Annotated in this window: 19 protein-coding genes; 9 read left to right on the forward strand and 10 right to left on the reverse strand. The window is 61.2% G+C overall.

What is annotated here, in order from left to right; genetic code table 11:
• The first annotated feature begins 43 nt into the window (after positions 1-43).
• Positions 44-739, forward strand: a complete 696-nt coding sequence (locus TRP66_RS16280) for a tRNA (adenine(22)-N(1))-methyltransferase (protein ID WP_333404575.1) — start codon at positions 44-46, stop codon at positions 737-739.
• A gap of 185 nt (positions 740-924) precedes the next feature.
• Here TRP66_RS16280 and TRP66_RS16285 read toward each other — a convergent pair whose 3' ends face one another.
• Together TRP66_RS16285 and TRP66_RS16290 are read right to left on the reverse strand one after the other, a co-directional pair.
• On the reverse strand, positions 925-1,869 hold the full coding sequence (locus TRP66_RS16285; protein ID WP_333404577.1) for an alpha/beta hydrolase: 945 nt from the start codon (positions 1,867-1,869) through the stop codon (positions 925-927).
• 103 nt (positions 1,870-1,972) lie between these two features.
• A complete protein-coding gene (locus TRP66_RS16290; RefSeq protein ID WP_333404579.1) occupies positions 1,973-2,860 on the reverse strand; it encodes a LysR substrate-binding domain-containing protein in 888 nt (295 codons plus the stop codon).
• An 80-nt stretch (positions 2,861-2,940) separates the two neighbouring features.
• Between TRP66_RS16290 and TRP66_RS16295 the strand changes: the two genes are divergently transcribed.
• Complete coding sequence (locus TRP66_RS16295; protein WP_333404581.1) at positions 2,941-3,888, forward strand: DMT family transporter; 948 nt, start codon at positions 2,941-2,943, stop codon at positions 3,886-3,888.
• A gap of 79 nt (positions 3,889-3,967) precedes the next feature.
• Here TRP66_RS16295 and TRP66_RS16300 read toward each other — a convergent pair whose 3' ends face one another.
• Complete coding sequence (locus TRP66_RS16300) at positions 3,968-4,894, reverse strand: hypothetical protein (protein WP_333404583.1); 927 nt, start codon at positions 4,892-4,894, stop codon at positions 3,968-3,970.
• A 322-nt stretch (positions 4,895-5,216) separates the two neighbouring features.
• Between TRP66_RS16300 and TRP66_RS16305 the strand changes: the two genes are divergently transcribed.
• The 5 genes from TRP66_RS16305 (at position 5,217) to TRP66_RS16325 (ending at position 9,799) form a co-directional block, all read left to right on the forward strand.
• Positions 5,217-5,699, forward strand: a complete 483-nt coding sequence (locus tag TRP66_RS16305) for a GNAT family N-acetyltransferase (RefSeq protein WP_333404585.1) — start codon at positions 5,217-5,219, stop codon at positions 5,697-5,699.
• Positions 5,700-6,157: 458 nt separating this feature from the next.
• Positions 6,158-6,430 (forward strand): DUF1652 domain-containing protein, encoded by a 273-nt coding sequence (locus tag TRP66_RS16310; RefSeq protein WP_333404587.1) that lies wholly within the window; start codon positions 6,158-6,160, stop codon positions 6,428-6,430.
• Positions 6,431-7,068: 638 nt separating this feature from the next.
• A complete protein-coding gene (locus TRP66_RS16315) occupies positions 7,069-8,472 on the forward strand; it encodes a pyridine nucleotide-disulfide oxidoreductase (RefSeq protein ID WP_333404738.1) in 1,404 nt (467 codons plus the stop codon).
• Between the two features lie 95 nt (positions 8,473-8,567).
• On the forward strand, positions 8,568-9,503 hold the full coding sequence (locus TRP66_RS16320; protein WP_333404590.1) for a ketopantoate reductase family protein: 936 nt from the start codon (positions 8,568-8,570) through the stop codon (positions 9,501-9,503).
• Between the two features lie 53 nt (positions 9,504-9,556).
• Positions 9,557-9,799 carry a DUF465 domain-containing protein gene (locus tag TRP66_RS16325; protein WP_333404592.1) on the forward strand — a complete coding sequence of 81 codons (243 nt, stop codon included), beginning with the start codon at positions 9,557-9,559 and terminating at the stop codon, positions 9,797-9,799.
• Positions 9,800-9,848: 49 nt separating this feature from the next.
• Here TRP66_RS16325 and TRP66_RS16330 read toward each other — a convergent pair whose 3' ends face one another.
• From TRP66_RS16330 to TRP66_RS16350, 5 genes are all read right to left on the reverse strand, one after another.
• Complete coding sequence (locus TRP66_RS16330; RefSeq protein ID WP_333404594.1) at positions 9,849-10,430, reverse strand: hypothetical protein; 582 nt, start codon at positions 10,428-10,430, stop codon at positions 9,849-9,851.
• Between the two features lie 67 nt (positions 10,431-10,497).
• Positions 10,498-11,172 carry a hypothetical protein gene (locus TRP66_RS16335; RefSeq protein ID WP_333404596.1) on the reverse strand — a complete coding sequence of 225 codons (675 nt, stop codon included), beginning with the start codon at positions 11,170-11,172 and terminating at the stop codon, positions 10,498-10,500.
• 815 nt (positions 11,173-11,987) lie between these two features.
• Complete coding sequence (gene csrA / locus TRP66_RS16340; protein ID WP_333404740.1) at positions 11,988-12,176, reverse strand: carbon storage regulator CsrA; 189 nt, start codon at positions 12,174-12,176, stop codon at positions 11,988-11,990.
• A 489-nt stretch (positions 12,177-12,665) separates the two neighbouring features.
• Positions 12,666-14,018, reverse strand: a complete 1,353-nt coding sequence (locus TRP66_RS16345; protein ID WP_333404598.1) for a GntP family permease — start codon at positions 14,016-14,018, stop codon at positions 12,666-12,668.
• A gap of 84 nt (positions 14,019-14,102) precedes the next feature.
• The gene (locus TRP66_RS16350; RefSeq protein ID WP_333404741.1) at positions 14,103-14,594 is read right to left on the reverse strand and encodes a gluconokinase; all 492 of its coding nucleotides are present in this window, start codon (positions 14,592-14,594) and stop codon (positions 14,103-14,105) included.
• Positions 14,595-14,858: 264 nt separating this feature from the next.
• Here TRP66_RS16350 and TRP66_RS16355 point away from each other — a divergent pair, with 264 nt between their 5' ends.
• Positions 14,859-15,875: a LacI family DNA-binding transcriptional regulator gene (locus TRP66_RS16355; protein WP_333404600.1), complete on the forward strand. Its 1,017-nt coding sequence runs from the start codon at positions 14,859-14,861 to the stop codon at positions 15,873-15,875.
• A gap of 292 nt (positions 15,876-16,167) precedes the next feature.
• Complete coding sequence (locus tag TRP66_RS16360) at positions 16,168-17,136, forward strand: YncE family protein (protein WP_333404602.1); 969 nt, start codon at positions 16,168-16,170, stop codon at positions 17,134-17,136.
• A 113-nt stretch (positions 17,137-17,249) separates the two neighbouring features.
• Here the strand turns inward: TRP66_RS16360 and TRP66_RS16365 are convergent, their stop codons facing one another.
• Positions 17,250-17,657 carry a heme-binding protein gene (locus TRP66_RS16365; protein WP_333404604.1) on the reverse strand — a complete coding sequence of 136 codons (408 nt, stop codon included), beginning with the start codon at positions 17,655-17,657 and terminating at the stop codon, positions 17,250-17,252.
• Positions 17,654-18,919 carry a glycolate oxidase subunit GlcF gene (gene glcF / locus TRP66_RS16370; protein ID WP_333404605.1) on the reverse strand — a complete coding sequence of 422 codons (1,266 nt, stop codon included), beginning with the start codon at positions 18,917-18,919 and terminating at the stop codon, positions 17,654-17,656. The genes TRP66_RS16365 and glcF overlap by 4 nt, the downstream gene beginning before the upstream one ends.
• Between the last annotated feature and the right edge of the window lies 1 nt (position 18,920).

Raw genomic sequence — 18,920 nt, forward strand, 5'->3', positions numbered from 1 at the left:
GATTCGGGCCGGTGATCAAGCCGGTCACAACGAGGGGTGGCAGTTGAACGAACAGACATTGTCCATGCGACTGGAGAGGGTGGCCGCGCAAGTGCCCGCAGGCGCTCACCTGGCGGATATCGGTTCCGACCATGCTTACCTGCCGGTGGCGCTGATGCGCCGGGGTATGATCGCTTCCGCCGTGGCGGGCGAGGTGGCCTTGACACCGTTCAATGCCGCCCTGCGTACCGTGCGGGAAAACGATTTGCAGGAGCAAATCACCGTGCGTCTCGCCAACGGCCTGGAAGCCCTGAAGCCGGACGACGGGATTACCGCCGTCAGCCTGTGCGGCATGGGCGGTGAAACGATCCGCGACATTCTGCACAGCGGCAAGGCGCGCCTGAACGGTCGGGAACAGCTGATCCTGCAACCCAACGGCGGCGAGCAGCCGCTGCGCCAGTGGCTGATGGACAATGACTACCGCATCCTTCACGAAGACGTCCTGCGGGAGAACCGTTTCGATTACGAAATCATCGTCGCCGAGCGTTCAGGCCCGGTGACCTACAGCGAGCAGGAGCTGTTCTTCGGACCCTTGCAGCTGCAGGCGCGCAGTCCGGCATTTCTGCGCAAGTGGGAGCGCGTACTGCGTCTCAGGCAGCGAACCCTGGAGCAGTTCGGCAAGGCGCGAAAGGCGGTGCCCGAAGACAAGCTGCGGGAAGTCACTTGCCACGTCCGCTGGATCGCCGACCTGCTCGAGTGAGTTGGCTGCGGCTCATCGCGTCTGGCACAGAGTAGGATGTGCGGGCAGCCGAGAACTATGTTCAGACCGATCACGCAGCCGCCCCCGGTCCATGACCGGGCCTTTGCGCGCTACTGGGGGAAGTGGTGTCACGGGAAGGCCGAATGGGGCTCCCGGGATCGACAGGGGCAGCGCATCATCCTGGTTTAGCCCGCCGGATGCAGCGGCGTGCCCGGTTGGATGGCGTGGGTAGGCTTGAATGGTGTCCTGAGCAGTGTCCGGATGGCCTGGCTGTAAGCATCGCGGCCCAGACGCATGCTGTTGTTGTGGGTGCCGCCCGGCACCAGCAGCAGGTTCTTGGGTTCCCTTGCAGCGGCGAACAACTCTTCGCTGAACCGCGCGGGTACATAGCGATCCTCGGTGCCATGGACGATCAGCACCGGCATGTTGATGTCGGCGATCTTGTCCAGCGAGTCGAACTTCTGCGACAGCAGCCAGCGCACAGGCAGCGATGTGTTGGCAAGAGCAGTGGCGACGTCGGCCAGATTGGTGAAGGTCGACTCGATGATCAGTCCACGAACCGGGGGCGGCGAGTCGGACCGCCCGGCGTCACGGCCCAGTTCGGCGGCAAGGTCCACGGCCACCGCGCCGCCCAGCGAGTGCCCGTAAATCAAGCGTCGTTGCGGGTCGGGTTGCAGCTGTACAAGGCGCTCCCAGGCGATACGCGCGTCTTCGTAGACAGTCGTTTCGGATGGCAATTGCCCCAGGCTCTGGCCGAAACCCCGGTAGTCGATGGCCAGGACGGAAAAACCCAGCGCCCGCAGTTGCTCGATGCGAAACAGCTGCCCGGTCAGGTTCCAGCGCGAGCCGTGCAGATACAACACAGCGGGCGCGTCCTTGTCAGGCGCGGGCCACCACCATGCATGGATGTTCTGGTTGGCACCGAATGCCGGCGCCTTGAGCTGCAGTTCCTGCACATCCCTGGGCAGGCCGCTGTACCAGCTGGCGGTGCCGGGCTCGATACGGAACACCAGTTCCCGCTCCTTGTGTTGCAGCACCGCGCAGCCGACCGGCAGACCCACGATCACCGCGACCATGCACGCCCAGGTGAAGCGCCGCGCCTTCAGGCCAGCCAGAGTGAATATCCGCATGTAGGAATAGTCCAGTCAGCAAAATGTCATAAATGCCGATTCTGCCGCGTGCCGGCAAGGCTACGCGCGATAGATCGGTTACAGGATATTGCTCCGCTTGCAGCTAGCGCCGAAAATGCTCGCCTGCCAGGCGTCCGACAATATCGACCGCGTCACTGACCTCACCGGGCGTGCCGATCAGCTGAATCTCATGCAACCCCAAAGGCGAAAAGCCCTCTTCAGCACTCAATACCCGCATTCGCGGGCCTAGCCGAAAACGATCGATAATGCCCACCGCCAGTCCGGCGCTGACCGCGGTTTCCAGCGCCGTCATGCTCGCGCTCATCAACACGGTGCGCCAGCGCTTGCCCTGTTGCGCTAGCATGTCCAGCGCCGCAGCGCGATAGGGGCAACCTTCAGCGTGCAAGGCCAATGGCACCGGCTTTTCTCGATCCATTCTGAAGTCTTCGCTGGCCGCCCAGACCGGCTCGGTGGTTCCGAAGCGCTGCAGGGGCGTCGTGGGCGCGGCATCTTCGGACAAGGGCTGCGCCACCACGGCCAGATCCAGCTGGCCGCTGTCCAGCCGGGCCCTGAGCTTGCCGCTGGTGCCGGCCTGGATCTCCAGTTCGATATCCGGATAACCGGCAGCGAGATGCGCGAGCAGACCTTGCAGCAGGCGCTCGGCGTACTCGTCCGAAATCCCCAGCCTCACGCGTCCGCGGATTCCAGCCTGGGAATAGCTGGCAAGCATGCGGTCGTGGACGCGCAGCAACTCGGTGCTCTGCAACGCGAAGCGCCTGCCGAGCGGCGTCAGAATGACCTGCTGATTATCGCGGTCCAGCAGGCGCCCGCCCACCAGATTTTCCAGGCGTTTGATGTGGACGCTCACCGCTGACGGGCTGCGATTCAGGTAGCTGGCGGCTGCCAGGAACTGCTCGAAGCGGACCACAGCCTGAAAGGTGCGCAGCAGATCGATTTCAAACGTGTGATGGCTGGTTGAAGAAATGTGCATGACTCATGCCGATAGTTTCGTTTGATTGATTTACCTGTGCCTTCATACCATCGAGTCAGACCTGATAACAGGAGGCACGCATGGATAATCGACAAACGGAAGCATCACGCCCCGGACTGATTGCCGGCGTCCTGTTGGGAGCTCTGGCGATCAGCTGGAGTTCCGGTTTCATTGGCTACCGCTATGCGGCGGAACACAGCGGGGTCATGCTCGCCAGTTTCTGGCGGTTCGTCCTGGCGGCCACTGTGCTGGCGCCGTGGGGCGTGGCTGCGGTTCGTCGACTGGGTTTCAAACGCACGATGGGGCAGGCGCTGCTCGGCCAGTTCGCCATTACCGGATTTCTCGCGCCCATCGCCAAGGCCATCGAATGGGGTCTGGCCCCGAGCGCCGCCGCTCTGGTCTCCAATCTGCTGCCGGTGGCGATCGTTTCCCTTGCCGTATTCGTTCCGGGCCAGCGCATTCGCCGGGCGCAGCTGACAGGCCTGACCGTGTGCGTGGCTGGAATGCTGGTCACCGGGTTCGCCGACGTGCAAGGGCAGACCGGAGCATACTGGCTGTTGTTGCTGCCGGTGGCCAGCGTGCTGTTTCTAGCCTTGTCGAGCGCTTGCCAACAGCGATTTGGCGGCGGTGAGGTACCCCCCATGGGCGGTTTGTTCATCCAGATCTGCGCGACGCTGCCAGTCTTCGCCTTGCTGGCGTGGCAGGAAGGCTCCTTGATGCCACCCCTCGATCCGCCGTTCCTGACAGGCATAGGCTGGCTTGCGCTATTTTCCACGTTGGGCGGATATGGCTTCTACTGGCTATGCCTGCAACGCTATTCGATGCAGGCGGTCAGCGCCGCACTGTTTCTCGTGCCTTCGATCACCCTGCTATGGGCAGCCGCAAGCTTCGATGCGCCGGTGAGCCGCTGGGCAATCGTCGGGAACGCTGTCACGGTGATGGGGGTGTGGCTGTTCGGCAGGGACACACTGGCGAAGTCGCCTACTCCAGTGGAGCAAGCGACCTCCAGACCCGACCTCAGTGCATGAACAGGGCAATCAGGATGATGATCGGGATGGGTATGCCGAGCATCCATAACAATATCGAGCGCATGGGTGACCTCCGGATTCAGCGAGCAGTACGAGCGGTGGTGTAAACAGGACTGGTCACCGAAGCATCGCGCCGGCGACCGCCGTAAATCGCAGCCAGGCTGGCGAAGAAAGCGCCGAAGAGCAAGGTCACGAACGTCCACAAGGCAGTGCCTGCCGCAACGGTGGCTGCGGTATCGGCTGCCTGTTTGGCTGCATTCTTGGCATCCTCGACGGATTTCAGCGCCTGACCGTAGACCTGATCGACTCGACGCTCGGCGTCAGCCTGACTCAGATTGGTACGTTGCGCGACCAGTCTCGCCAGATAGCTGCGGTCCTCCGGGCTGATCTGTCCGTTGTTGTCCAGCGTACGGCTGAAGATGCGCAGCACGACCTGATGGGCGGCGTCGTCATCCACTGAAGCGGGATCATCGGTACGAAACAGGCTGTCGACGAAATACGAATAGTCCTGACCGCTGACGTTCTCCGCCGCGCCGCCAGCCGCTTGCATCGCACCGCTCGCCACGCCCGATGCCATGTTGGCACCCGCCTGAACACCGGTGCCGACGGCGCTTGCCGCCGAACCGACGATCAGCGTGGCGGCCAGCAGCGTTGCGACCGCCCAGGCCAGGAAACCATGCGCCGTATCGCGGAAATACACTTCGTCATCGTGAACGTTGACCCATTTCACCCGCAACCTGCCGGCCAGATAGCCGCCCATCCCGGACGATACGATCTGCACGATCACCAGCCAAATGACGGTCGAGATCCCCAGGGTCTGGGCGCTGGCACCCTCGTCGGGCCAGGGTGAAACCGCGGAGAAGCCAAGCCCGAGTCCCAGCATCAGCAGCAGCATCGACATGATCGCGGCGGCCGCCGCTCCGGCAAAGATTGCGCCCCAGGAAACCCCCGAGACATTACCACCATGCTGTTCGGCACCGACATAGGTGTCATTGGGAGAAACCATATGCGTTCACTCCTTGCGGATTAAAGTCGACGCCGCGCAGCCGCTTTCGCTCGTTTTCACGACGCTTGTTGTCATGGCTCGTGAAGCAATGCCGCACCCTTAAAGGCTCAGAGTTCAATGAGTTGCGACATATGATTCAAGCGTAGCTTCAATATTGTGATCGCCTAGTTCCGTTTGTTATCAGCACTGATTTCCTTACGTCCTTTGCTTACAAACAGCACGGCCCGGGCTTGATCTGCAGAGCACAAACAGTGCGAACTTTGCGGCTTCGCTTATAGTCTGTATCGCTGCTTCTTCAATTTCTTCAAAAGGTTACCGCTCAATGTTTTTACATCGCCCCCTGGAAGAAAAAGACATTCCTGTCGTCTGTGGACTGCCGCAAAATGCCGACGAACTGTTCTACATGTTTCCCAGAGCGGTTTACCCTTTCACGCCGTCTCAGCTGCGAGACGCACTGGAATCGCGTTACGACTCCACGGTGATAGAGATGAACGGCGAGGTTGTGGGCTATGCCAATTTCTCTCGCTGCGAATTTCGCGGACGTTGCGCGCTGGGCAACGTGATCATTGCACCACACGCCCGATCCCGAGGGGTAGGGCGCTACATGATCAGCTGCATGATGGACATCGCCTTCGACAAGCATGAAGCCAAGGAGCTGACGGCTTCCTGTTACAACCACAATGTGCCGGGGTTGCTGTTTTACCCGCGCATGGGCTTCAAGCCGTATCTGATAGAAGAACGTCGCGACAAGCAAGGTGCCCGGGTCGCCGTCATCCATCTGCGTCTGCCGCGCTCCGCGGATTGATAGACCAGACGGTACTCCTCCCTTTCCCGATAAACACTTCAGGCTGCCGTCGGAGTGTTCCATCGCTTGAACATCCGTGTATCGACACATGAGCGAAAGACGTTTGCCGTTCGCAGACATGGCAAATGGGCGACCGTTCGTCCGGCTTTTGCCGCTGCCTGCAGAAAGCGGCAAGCAACAAAAGCGGAATGTTAAGCCAAAGTTACTCTAAAGCATTCGGTTGAATCGTTTTTTCGACGGAGAAGGCTGTAGTGCCATAGATTGATACAAATCAACAGTCCTTGTCACTCACGTTGCTCGGCCACTAAGGCTACGGTATAAAACGCGAGACGGACCAAGTAAGTGGCGACAATTAATTGGCGGGCAATGGTATGCCTCGTTTCAATTGTTTTAACTGACAACCGTTGAAAACTGCCAGCGTCTGGCAGCGCTTACACAATTATTATGGAGATATGGATATGCTCGCTAGTGGACTGTCTACCCTGGAGCTGCGAAGCATCGTCGAAGGTGCTTTCCTGCCGATGCGCTGTACCTGCACCGTGGCTCCCGATCACTCGATGACCGTGCAGATCGTCGACCCCGCTTCCAGCCGCGTTGATCTTCTGGTAACCGGCATATCGCTGGACCGGATCAAGAGCAGCCGTGACATTTCGAACCTGGTTGCCGAGCTTCGTGACGAGCTGGCCCATGGTGCGCCCTTGTCTGCGCACTCGTTATATCGCACGGCCTGAAGGGTCGCCTGACGCGCGGGATCGTTATTGACATCGCTTGTTCGAATAAACCCCGGTCATGGTTTGCCGGGGTTTTTGTTTCCGCGAACCGCAAGGCTTTCGGTCATTCAGGACAACGACCGCGAACGCTCAGCCAGTCAAACGGCTGACGCTGGTAATCCGCTGAAGTCTTGCGCGGCGGAGGAAAATTAAATGGTCGTGAAGGACTACCGGCCACCTGTGCCGTCCGGGCAGCGAACAAGAATTTCTATAACTTTAAACCAATGAAATCAATCGGTTGAAGCGGGCTTTCCAGCACGATCTGTCTTTCGGTGACTCGTTTGACACTTTCGGGTTTCTTTGCAAGTATCAAGTCATTCCTCTGCCGGGATTTTTCTCCTGGCCTATCTCCGTAAAGCCTGGCGCAGACGTCTTCGACGTGGCGGTAGCGTGGCCGACAGGTCCCTTGATCCAGCCGGACATAATTATCCATTCTCCCGTACGGCTAAGGATCAACATAACTTATTTCCTTCAGTGAATAACTGACGACGTTAGTTGTTTCAAGTGTGCATGAACGCTGGTTCGTGGTGATGACCAGGCTGTCGATGACCAGAACTTCTGGCGTGCACCCATGCATTGATATGACAGGGAGCATCATGATGTTTGAAGATCATTTGGAAACTGAATGCGGGTGTGTCGTCGGCGGTGCAGGCATTGCCGGCATGGGCTTTCTTTTCAACGCGCTCAAGAGCGGCACCCTGGCCGAGCTGGCAAGCGACGGGCTGATCGTGGTCGATGCCAGCGACAGGCCGGGCACGGGAACGCTGGGCGAATACCGTATTACCGCCAACTCGGTGGGCGACGTCTTCATTGACTGTCTGCGCAGCCCGGCATTGCGCGAAATCTTCGAGCCGCTGGAATACTCTCCGGCATACTGGCGCATTCGCGGTCAGGCCCAGAGTGCGCCGCCGCTGGTGGACGTAGGAGTGCTGATGGCCGAGGCGTCCCGCCTGGTGCTCGATCATATCGTTCGTCAATACGGCGTGAAGATCTGGCGCAGCACGACGATCACTGAAGTGATCTGCGACGATGACGATTTCTGCGTGCGGGTGGAAACCGAGGGCTGCGCCCGGGCAATCCGCTGCCAGGCGCTGGTGCTCAATCTGGGCGGTCGCCAGGACCCTCAGCATCTGATCGATAACCTTGCCGCGCAACAGTTGCCACTCAGTCAGGCGGCCAATATCCAGAGCGCTGACCGGTTGCTGCGCATGAATGCCGTGCAGCTTCGCGAAGTCTTCGCGACCGCACTGGCGTCCGATGGCAGGATCAGCGTGGTCGGCGGTTCCCATAGCGCTTTTTCCACCTTGGAAAACCTTGCCGATGCACTGGAATTCGCGGGCCTGCGGGAACTGACCCTGATTCATCGCTCGCCGATCCGCCTGTTCTACGAAGATGCCGAGCAGGCTGCTGCCGCAGGCTACAGTTATGATCTCTTGCGCGACGTCTGCCCTGTGTCCGGTCGAATCAATCGCTCCGGCGGTTTGCGTTACCGGGCGCTGGACATCGGCCGGGAAGCCTTGAGCAGTGGTCGTATCGGCAAGACCGGCGTGCGCGTCCAGATGCTGCAGACAGAGGGCGGCAAGCCCGGTGAGTTCGAGATGGCGCGCGCAGCGCTGGCCGAGTCGAGCGTGGTGGTGCAGTGCACCGGCTACCAGCCTCGCTTGCCGGTGCTGACTCATGGGGACGGGCGTCCCATCGTGTTGCTCGAGTCCAAGGGCGGGCTGGACTCGGATGCCTGCGGATGCCCGATCGACCGGACCGGTCGTCGTATGCACGGGCTGCACCTGTTCGGACTGGGCGCCGGACTGGGCGTGGACCCGCTGCTGGGCAGCGAGCCATCGTTCGACGGTCGGATCTACGGCGTATGGCAGTTCCATCACGATGCGAGCCGGGTGGTCATCGACGCCGTAGTGGCAAGACTTGCCCGTAAAGTCACGATGCTCGACACCGCTCGTCTTCTGCCCACACCGGCCCTGCATGTCGAGGCCCGCTATTCGGCCTGATGGCCGCAGGCTCTGTGGTCGGCTGCTCGTTGAGCAGTTGTGAAAGTTCTTCTACGCTCGCCAGTGACACCTTGAGTCCGCACAGGAGATCGACCATGCGCATCCTTATCGTGGGGGCCGGGGCGACCGGCGGCTATTTCGGTGGGCGGCTGCTTGAAGCGGGGCGGGCGGTCACCTTCCTGGTCAGACCCGCAAGAGCCGAAGAACTCGAACGGGACGGGCTGGTGGTGCGCAGCCCGCTGGGTAATTTCCAGTACCCGTCGCCGCCCTTGCTGGTGGAACACCAGCTGGACGAGACGTACGATCTGATTCTGCTCAGTTGCAAGGCTTATGACCTGGAAGCCGCCATGGAGTCGTTCGCCCAGGCTGTCGGTCCCGGGACATCCATTCTGCCGTTGCTCAACGGCATGGCTCATCTGGATCGACTGACCGACACGTTCGGCGCCGACGCGGTGCTGGGCGGCCAGTGCATGATTTCCCTGGACCGCGATTCGACGGGCGCGATTCTGCACCTGAACGAGGCCAACCAGCTGTCCTTCGGAGAGCTGAGCGGTGGTCTGACACCGCGGATTCTGCGTGTCGCCGAAGCCTTGGCGGACGCGGGCTTCGAAGCCAATCTCAGCCAGCATATCGTTCAGGATATGTGGGACAAATGGTGTTTCATCGCCACGGGTGCGGGTGTGACGGGAGCGATGCGCGGAACAGTCGGCGATGTGCTTGAGGCTGGCGGCGAGTGGCTGATTGACAGCCTCATGAGTGAATGCCTGCTGATTGCTACGGCGGCGGGCTTTGCGCCCAGCGAAGCGACTCGCCAGCGCTACCTGAAGATCCTCACCGAGCCTCGCTCCAGGCTGACAGCGTCCATGCTCAGAGATATCGAACGCGACATGGGCACCGAGGTCGAACAGATTCTGGGCGACCTTTCAGCCAGGCGTGATGCGTTGGGCGTCGTAGTGCCGCAGCCGTCGATCCTGGACATCGCCTGCGTTCATCTGAGGACGTACGAAGCGCGCCGCCGGCGCGAGCAGTAAGGGGTTATCCCGCCCACCTTGTGTATCGAGCAGTCATACAGGAGATACAAGTCATGCCAGTCAAACACGATTTGTTCGCGGATTTGAAAATGACCAGGGACGAGGTCGCGCGGCGCAGCAAGAGCGATGCAAAACTCCAGCAGCTGCTCAGCGACTACGATGAGGCTGACTCGCAGGTACTCGATGCTGAAAAGGGTTTGTCCGGCGGAGCGGGGGACGATCAGCTCAAAAAGCTCAAGGAACGGCGTCTGTTGGTGAAGGACAAGATCGTCCAGCGCTTGTCGATGCCGCAGTGATCGATCATGAAAAACGGCCCTATCAAGTGCCGTTTTTCATGGCTATGTCTTAAATGGCACCCGGGTCCGGATCGGTCGTCGGACCCATGTTCAGCCGGGAGAGCTTATCCTCGGCGAGATCGACCAGATCTCTTTCCCGGTTAGTGGCGGGCAACACCGCGCCGATGGCGGCACCCAGAGCCAGCCCCACGACCGCGAGCATCACCGGGTCCTGGGGCAGGATGCTGGCAAAGTCGGGTCGATTCTGCCGTTGCGTGACCGCCGACGAAACGCTGCCGGTGGAGGCCCCGTTCTTCATGCGTTCGGCGGTTTGCTGGATTCGCTCCCTGGCCGAGCCGGAGCCGCCCGGTGCACCACCTCCGGCAGCCGATGCCGATGACGAGCGAATCGCGCCGATCAGGCCCAGTCCACCTACCGTGGCCAGAACCGCCGCTATCGGATTGGCCTTGGCACCATTGCCGAGAGTGTGCAGAAGCTCGTTGCGGTGCTCGCTTGCGTAACCCAGCGCCCGATCCATCATCCCGCCCAGGCTGGAGTGTTGCTGATCATGATTCGGGTTCTCGCGTTGCGACGGGTCGTCGGCGGTACGCTCGAAATGCTCCGGTGTATCAAAACTGCTGTCGATGCTCATGACACTGTGCTCCGGATCGAATCCTTGTCTTCACGCGCTATGCGGACAAGATGCTCGCGCGTGTCCATCACCTGTTCGCTCCAGGCCCGCTCGAACCGGAGCGGCTGCCGGGCAGACCATCGTCCAGATCACCGAAACGGTGACTGCCACTCGGCTTGTCCGGGATGCCAGTGCCAGGACGCGCACTGTGCATGACGTCGTTATCGTGCGGATGTGTGGCAAACATCTCCTCGGCCGCCAGCGTGGCGGGGTTCACGGATTCGTGAGGCGGATGGATATTGGTGTCCAGCGTCAGATCGGAAACCGAATTCCCGCGCGCCGGACCGGTCGACGAAGGGGTGGATGCCTTGAGCAGCCGCGACAGCCCCAGGCCCAGCACGATACTGCCTGCCAGGAACAGCAGCGGATTATCCCGTGCCAACCGCCCGGCCTCGTGAAGCAACTGTTCCGCATTCTTGTTGCGCAGATTGTCCGCGAGGCCCGTCATCTGCTGGGCGACGTCGCCCACGTAACGCGACAGTCCCAGCGAGTCCTGATCCTGCATGTGCTGCGCCGCCGTCTGCGCGTTCTGCGCCAGATGTTCGAGCTGGTCGGCGGCACTGTCCTTGTAATGGTCAAGCCGGGCGCCGGCCTGTTCCTTGACAGTGTCGACCGCGCCGGAAAAATCCTCTTTCAGCGTTTGACGCAGGTCCGAGCCAGGCTGGTCGCTGCCAGAGCCCGATTCTTGGTTGGTGCTAGTCATCATGGGTCACCCTTGGATTGCTACCGGAAGATTGGCCGGCTCACTGCGCACAACGGGCTGGCATCGATGTTCAGGCTTACTTGCGATGGACCGGCGAATTTCAAGCGACGTTCCGGGCGAGTGACAAGTGGTAGGCGGCGCCGCGCAGCAGTTTCTCCCTGATCTGTAGGAGCCAGCTTGCTGGCGATCTGCCGCGTAGCGGCAGCGTCACTGACGGCTCGAATATCAGGGCACCGCGTCACCGTTTATCGCCAGCGAGCTGGCTCCTACACCGGTCGCGCAGACGCCGCCGAACGCGACGTTGGCGCAGGCCATGGATGGCCGTTCGGCGCGGCCCCCGGAGCAACGCCGGAGGGAGGGAACCCCGCAGGGGCCCAGCCCGGAGCAATGGCTTTGGTCACTTTCCCCGAAAGGAAAGTGACCCGGCCGTAAGCGCCGGAACCGGGAGGTCCAGCACACGCGGTAATGGATATGCCCGCAGCCGGCAGTGCCACCGCAGAAAAGCCGTCGCGAGCAAGCTCCCTCCCACAACAAGCGCATTTTATAGGCCATGCAAAACAACAAGATAAATTTTGTTTGATGAGAGCCGGCATGCTGTGGCGGCATTCCGGCGATTGCCGAATAGGACTTTAATTCAGGCAAATCCGTCTTCACCAGCTAGACGCATCGCCGCCCGCTGGCTCCTACGCAATTTACATATGACTGCGAATAAAAAACGGCGCCATCTGGGCGCCGTAGGGTCGACCTGCCCAGCGGGTGCGGGCAGGTCGGCATCGAATGAGGGGCGGGGCGGGGTTGACCGGGTCCCTGAGAAACTATTGTTGCTCTTGCTGCGGAGCGAGTTCCGCCTGAATACGTTTGTAGATTTCTTCGCGATGTACGGAGACATTTTTCGGCGCATTGATACCTAGCCGGACTTGGAGTCCCTGAACGCCAAGAATCGTTACGGTGATCTCGTCACCAATATTTATGCTTTCGCCTACTTTGCGAGTGAGTATCAACATAATCTTTTCCTTGATGGCCTCTTGTAACGCCTCTTCAAGAGGCTGGCGTTTGCCTTTGCTTGGTGATTGTTGCCGAGTACATCCAAAAGCATCCGTCATAGGACGTCGCGTGATTGAAATTAATTCCCTCGGGTCATTTTCCTGTCATCGAGATTTGCATCAGCGAACCGACGGGGGCGCCAATTCTGCCCGTTTCGACAAGGAATTGCCCGTATTTACTGGTGAAAGGTAAAAAGTAACGTGAATAGCCATGCACCTCCGCAGCGCCCTCGGGTTGCAGGGCAAGCGCGTTGATTACACCCGACTGGCATGGTTAAGCGTAGGCACAAGTATGAAACATTGCCTGAGCATTCCGAGAAAACGCTGCGAATGGTCTCGCCTATCGGTAGGAAAAGGCTTCAGATAAGGAGGAAACCATTGCGAGCGGTCTTGGGCCAGACTGTCTTTCAAGACTCCGGGGCGAACCGTTGCGGCTCGCCCCGGAACCTGTCACACGACCAGCGACAGCAGCAGAATGAAAACGAGGCCAACCACGGACAGGATGGTTTCCATCACGGTCCAGGTCTTGAAGGTCTCGGTAACCGTCATGTTGAAGTACTGCTTGACCAGCCAGAAACCGGCGTCGTTCACGTGCGAAAGGATGACCGAACCGGCGCCTGCGGCCAGTACCAGCAGTTCGCGGTTGACGCCCGGAATCAGACCGACCACCGGCGCTACGATGCCCGCTCCGGTGATGGTCGCGATGGTGGCCGAGCCCGTGGCCACGCGGATCACCGCTGCGACCAGCCACGCCAGAAAGATCGGGTTGACCTGAGCCTGAACCGCCATGTGGCCGATCACGTCACCAACGCCGCTAGCGACCAGCATTTGTTTGAAGCCGCCACCGGCGCCTACGATCAGCACGATCGCAGCGACGGGCGCCAGGCTCTGGTCCAGCAGCTTCATGATCCGCGCCCGGTCGAAGCCGCGCGCAGCGCCGAAGGTGTAGAACGCCAGCAACAGAGCGGCGAGCAGGGCGGTGATCGGGTGACCGATCAGGTCCATCCAGATACGGAAGATGTGGTTTTCAGGCAAGACCACGTCGGCGAAGGTCTTGAGCAGCATCAGGAACACCGGCAGCAGGATGGTCACCAGGGTGATGCCGAAGCTTGGCAGGTTTTCCGTGCTCGATTCCTTGGCGATCTGGTCCATCAGTTCCTGAGACGGGGTGCCCGGAATGTGCCGGGAAATCCAGGTACTGAAGATGGGACCGGCAATCACGGCCGTCGGCAACGCGACGATCAGGCCGTAGAAGATGGTCTTGCCGATGTCGGCGCCGAAGATGCCGATCGCCAGCAACGGCCCCGGGTGCGGTGGCACCAGACCGTGAACGGCGGACAGGCCGGCCAGCAGCGGAATGCCGATCTTGACGATCGAGATGCCGGTGCGACGTGCCACGATGAACACCAGCGGGATCAGCAGTACAAAACCGATCTCGAAGAACAGCGGGATGCCGACCAGGAACGCCGAGAACATCATGGCCCAGTGCACTTTCTGCTTGCCGAAGACGCGGATCAGGGTCTGCGCGATCTGGTCGGCGCCTCCGGAATCGGCCATCAGTTTGCCGAGCATGGTGCCCAGACCCAGGATGATGCCGACGAAGCCGAGCACGCCGCCGAAGCCGTCCTGGAACGATTTCATGACTTTTTCCACCGGCATGCCGGAGGTCAGGCCGAGGAAGCCGGCAGCCAGGGTCAGGGCAACGAAAGGGTGGACCTTGAATTGGGTGATCAGCAGCACAAGACCGATGATGGTCACCAGGGCATCGATCAGTAGAAACGTCTCGTGGGTCATACCGAACATGAGGAGGATTCTCCGGTTATCGTTATTTTGGGAGTAGCGTCAGGCGCTGCGGACGAGACAGCGCTGTCTTTCGCACTCACGCCTTCAGACGGCACGCGACGCAGTCCACCAGCCGGCGGCTTGCTTGCCGATGGCGTCGATGGGCTGGGTGGCGTCCACCACAAGGGTCCGGTCTTCGCCATAAGGCGGTTCGAGGGTCGCGAACTGGCTGTCCACCAGGCTGGCCGGCATGAAATGCCCGGGCCGATGGGCACAGCGTTCAGTGGCCATTTCCTTGCTCAGCTCCAGGAATACGAAGCCAAGGCCGGGCACTGCTTCACGCAGGCGCTCACGGTATTTGAGCTTGAGCGCCGAGCAGGTCAGGACCGGTCGCTCGCCGCCGCGCACCGCGGCGGCCATCTCTTCGCCCAGGCGGGTCAGCCAGCCGGCGCGATCCTCGTCATCGAGAGGAATGCCGGCGCTCATCTTGTCGATGTTCGCCTGGGGGTGGAACGCGTCGCCTTCGATCAGGCGGCCGCCGCTGTTGAGGGCGATTTCGGCTCCGATGACGCTTTTGCCGCAGCCGGCGACGCCCATCACCACGACGGCGGTGATAGCAGAATTAGCAGTTGTCACAATGTAGGTACCTCGTCTGGAGACAGCGCTGTCTCTGACCGGTGGACAGAGTGCCCAGCCTCGGCCGTCCCAGGTCTTGTCGTTTTTTTGAATTCTGCGTGATCCATCGCAAGCGGCTCTCCGTGCTTGATGGTGCCAGCGATAGGCATTGTCACGGTCCCTGAGACAGCGCTACCTTAGGGGGCAGGTGACATCTTTGGCAACCCTTATGTTAGTTGGCAACGCATGATTCGCATTGGTTCCCGTTCCACCGGCCGTCCGACCCTCAACGAGGTGGCGCGAATGGCTGCCGTTTCACCCATCACAGCCTCACGGGCACTGCGCGGAGTCCCCACCGTCGCACCGGACCTGGTCGAGAAAGTCCGTGCTGCCGCGCTTGCGCTGGGTTACGTCGCCAACCCCGCGGCGCGCGCTCTCGCTTCATCCTGCAGCCAGACGGTGGTGGTGCTGGTGCCATCGCTTTCCAACCAGCTGTTCATCGAAACCCTGGAAGCCATTCAGGATGTGCTCAGCGTCCGCGGTCTGGACGTGGTCATCGGCAATTACCACTATTCGCCGCAGGAAGAGGAAAAACTGCTGCGCAACCATCTGGTGAATCGCCCGCGCGGCATTCTGCTCACCGGGTTCGACCGGACTCCGGCGTCGCGGCAGATGCTTGAGGCCAGTGGCGTCCCCTGCGTGCACATGATGGAAATCGACACCGGGCAGGGCGAATACTGTGTCGGTTTTTCCCAGCAGCAGGCCGGGGCCGCTGCCGCGCGGCATCTGCTGGGTCGCGGTTGCCGACGCCTGGCCTACATGGCCGCCCAGCTCGATCCCCGGGTGCTGCAACGCGGTGCCGGGTTCCGTCAGGAGCTGGAACAGGCGGGATACTTCGATCCTGCCTTGCAGATCAGTACGGCGCAGCCGTCGTCCATTGGCCTTGGAGGCGAGCTTTTCGCTCGCTTGCTGAACGAGCATGCCGATGTCGACGGAATATTTTTCTGCAACGACGACCTGGCCCAGGGAGCCGCGCTGGAAGCCCTGCGCCTGGGCATTCGCATTCCCGAGCAAGTGGCCCTGGTGGGGTTCAATGATTTGCCGGGCTCGGCCCACATGGTGCCGAGGCTGACGTCGATTCGAACGCCGCGTCAGGAGGTCGGGCAGCGCGCCGCCCATCTGCTGCTGGGCCTGCTCGAAGGTGTCAGCCAGCAGCCTCGGATCGACCTGGGCTTCGAGCTGGTGGTTCGCGAAAGCAGCTGATCGATCATTCGCCACTGACCAACGGCGCAAGCCGGCGCTCATGTCTCGTGGACGGGTCTGGCCCGGCGCGGGCGCTGATTACGGCAGGCCGGCTGCGCGATTTTTCCGCCCGGTGCGGCCCTCTGGACTGTCATTTCTGACAGTACCCAAGCCCTGCGGTTGAGTATTCAATGAAGCCATATCTGGATCCGATCGGCGTACCCGCATTACCCGCATCGATTATTGATGGGGACTGATTTTCTTCTTCCCCATTGTCGCGGTCTTGCCCAAGACCTATTCATTGGTGAGTGAAATGCACAAGAGAGCCTCGCAGCACCTTAGCGCCTCTGCCACGTCGTCCGGTTCGGTCGAAACCAGGACTCCCCTCGATACCGCGTGGCTCGTAGGCGTGGTACCCCTCCCGTTCGTTCCCGCCGCCATTGTCCTGAGTCGGGACGAGCAGTCGCTGTATGTTGCCCATGCCGACGGGCGCGCTGTCAGCATCATCGATATCCCGTCCAGCACCGTCTCGCTGCAATTGCGTGATTGCGCGGCCGGACGAATCGCCCTCAGCCCCGATGGGACACTGCTCTATACCATTGGCAGGAAACACTGCTATGTGATCGACACCACGACCCATGAAGTGATCGACACCATCCCGTCGCGGGGCGTCAATCGCATCGTCTGCAGCCCCAACGGTCGTTTTGTGAGCCTGTCGTTCAGCGACTCGCCGGATGGAATCGTTCGTTTCGTGGACCGCTATGACTACGCCAGCGAAACCGATTTCGACCTGGGAGCCCTTGCCGAAACGAGCCATGTGCTCGCGGTCAGCCCCGATAGCCGGCGGATCTATGCCACGGTATCAGGCGCCGAAGAATGCCGGATCGTTTCGGTGATCGACACCGCCGACTACTCGCAGGTCGACATTCCCGGATTTCTCGACCCGCAGTCGCTGGTGCCGAGTCCCGACGGATATTTCCTCTACGCGGGCGGGCGCAACGGCGTGTATGTGGCCGATGCGATCACCCATTCGGTATTGTGCGTGGTCGAGATCGGCATGCCCGGTTATGGGGTCGAAGTGGTCGGCATCACCCCCGATGGCCACCATGTCTATGCCGTACATGGTTGCGAAGGCGACTTGTACCGTATTGACACCTATGACCGCAAAGCGACCTGCGTGGCTTCGCTGCCAGCTGCGTCGGGATCGGTGATGAGCGCCGATGGCACGCGTCTATATACGAGCCATTCCGACCTGCAATGGATCTCACTGTATGCGCTGTGAAACGGGCGTAAACGTCCTTTCGTCTGTGGTCGTTGATGAAGGGCTCCTGTCAGCCGGATCGTCTGTAGCCGACGCAGGCTGGAACCCTTCACAGCGAGAACGCCGGGCTGAGCTCAGTCGGCGTTCAATGCCGCCACCCCGGCCTTGGCGACCTGGGCGTCCTGATCGGCCTTGACACCCGATACGCCTACCGCGCCAATGACCTGGCCGTCGACGATCACCGGCACGCCGCCTTCCAGCGATGTCAGCAGAGGCGCGCTGAGGAAGGCCGTGCGGCCACCGTTGACCATTTCCTCGTAGCCTTTGGATTCGCGACGACCCAGCGCCGATGTGCGGGCCTTTTCGATGGAAATGTAGCTGCTGATCGCTCCGGCATCGTCCAGACGCTCGAACGCCAGCAGGTGTCCGCCGTCATCGACGATGGCGATGGAAACCGCCCAGCCCTGGCTGGTCGCTTCCTGGCGCGCGGCGTCGAGCATGCGGCCGACTTCGGTCTGGGTCAGGACAGCTTTGATCTTCATGAGGGACTCCGTAGGGTTGAAGGATTCTGATGTTCCGGGCCGGACGCGGGCAGGGCCTGATCGACCAGCTCGATCCAGTGTCGCACAGGGGTCCTGTTCGCGCCCGCCAGATGGCTCTGACAGCCGATGTTGGCGGTAGCGATGACTTCTGGCCGGCCGCTTTCGAGTGCGTTCATCCGGTTATCACGCAATTGGCGGGCCAGCTCCGGCTGAGTGATGGAGTAGGTCCCGGCCGAACCGCAACACAAGTGGCCGTCCGGCACCGGCGCAAGGTTGAAGCCCAGGCGTGTCAGGACGCGCTCGACTTCGCCGCCGAGCTTCTGCGCGTGCTGCAGGGTGCAAGGGCAGTGAAACGCCAGTCGCGTGTCGACCCGCAGGCCCAGCTTTTCCAGCGGCTCGTCGCGAATGACTTCGACCAGATCCCTGGCATGGGCGCTGACCTGCGCGGCTTTCTGTGCATAGTCCGGATCGTCGCGCAGCAGGTGGCCGTAATCCTTGATGAATGCACCGCAGCCGCTGGCGGTCTGGATGATGGCCTGCGCACCGTTTTGCAGCATCGGCCACCAGGCATCGATGTTTCGACGAGCCCGTTCGAGCCCTGCGTCCTGAGCGTTGAGGTGGTAGTCGACGGCGCCGCAGCACGCGGCTTGCGGTACCGGATCGATGCTGATTCCGAGGCGATCCAGCACCCGTGCGGTTGCCGCGTTGGTGTTGGGGGACAATCCGGGCTGGACGCAGCCTTCGAGCATCAGCATCCGGCGTTCATGGCGCACAGCCGGGCGCGTGCCGGGATCGGCGATGGTTCCTGGCAGCTTGTTTTTCAGTCCGCCGGGCAGCAAGGGACGAAACGTGTTGCCCAGGCGGGTCAGCGACTTGAACAGCCCGGCGTCGGGCACTACCTGACGCAGGCCGTGGCGCAACATGCGCTGATGCAGCGGGCGGGGCACGGCGGCGTCGACGACCCCGCGCCCGATGTCCAGCAGGTTGTGGTAGTCGACGCCGGAAGGGCAGGTGGTTTCGCAGTTGCGACAGCTCAAACAGCGGTCCAGATGCAGCTGGGTCTTTTCCGTGGGCGGATTGCCTTCCAGCACCTGCTTGATCAGGTAGATGCGACCGCGCGGGCCGTCCAGTTCGTCGCCCAGCAGCTGGTAGGTCGGACAGGTCGCATTGCAGAACCCGCAATGCACGCAAGTGCGCAGAATGCGCTCGGCTTCTTCAGCGCGCTGCAGGTGCCTGGCCTGTTCACTCAAATGGGTCTGCATG

Origin of the sequence: Pseudomonas sp. JDS28PS106, assembly GCF_036706555.1 — a bacterium.
Taxonomy (GTDB): Bacteria; Pseudomonadota; Gammaproteobacteria; order Pseudomonadales; family Pseudomonadaceae; genus Aquipseudomonas.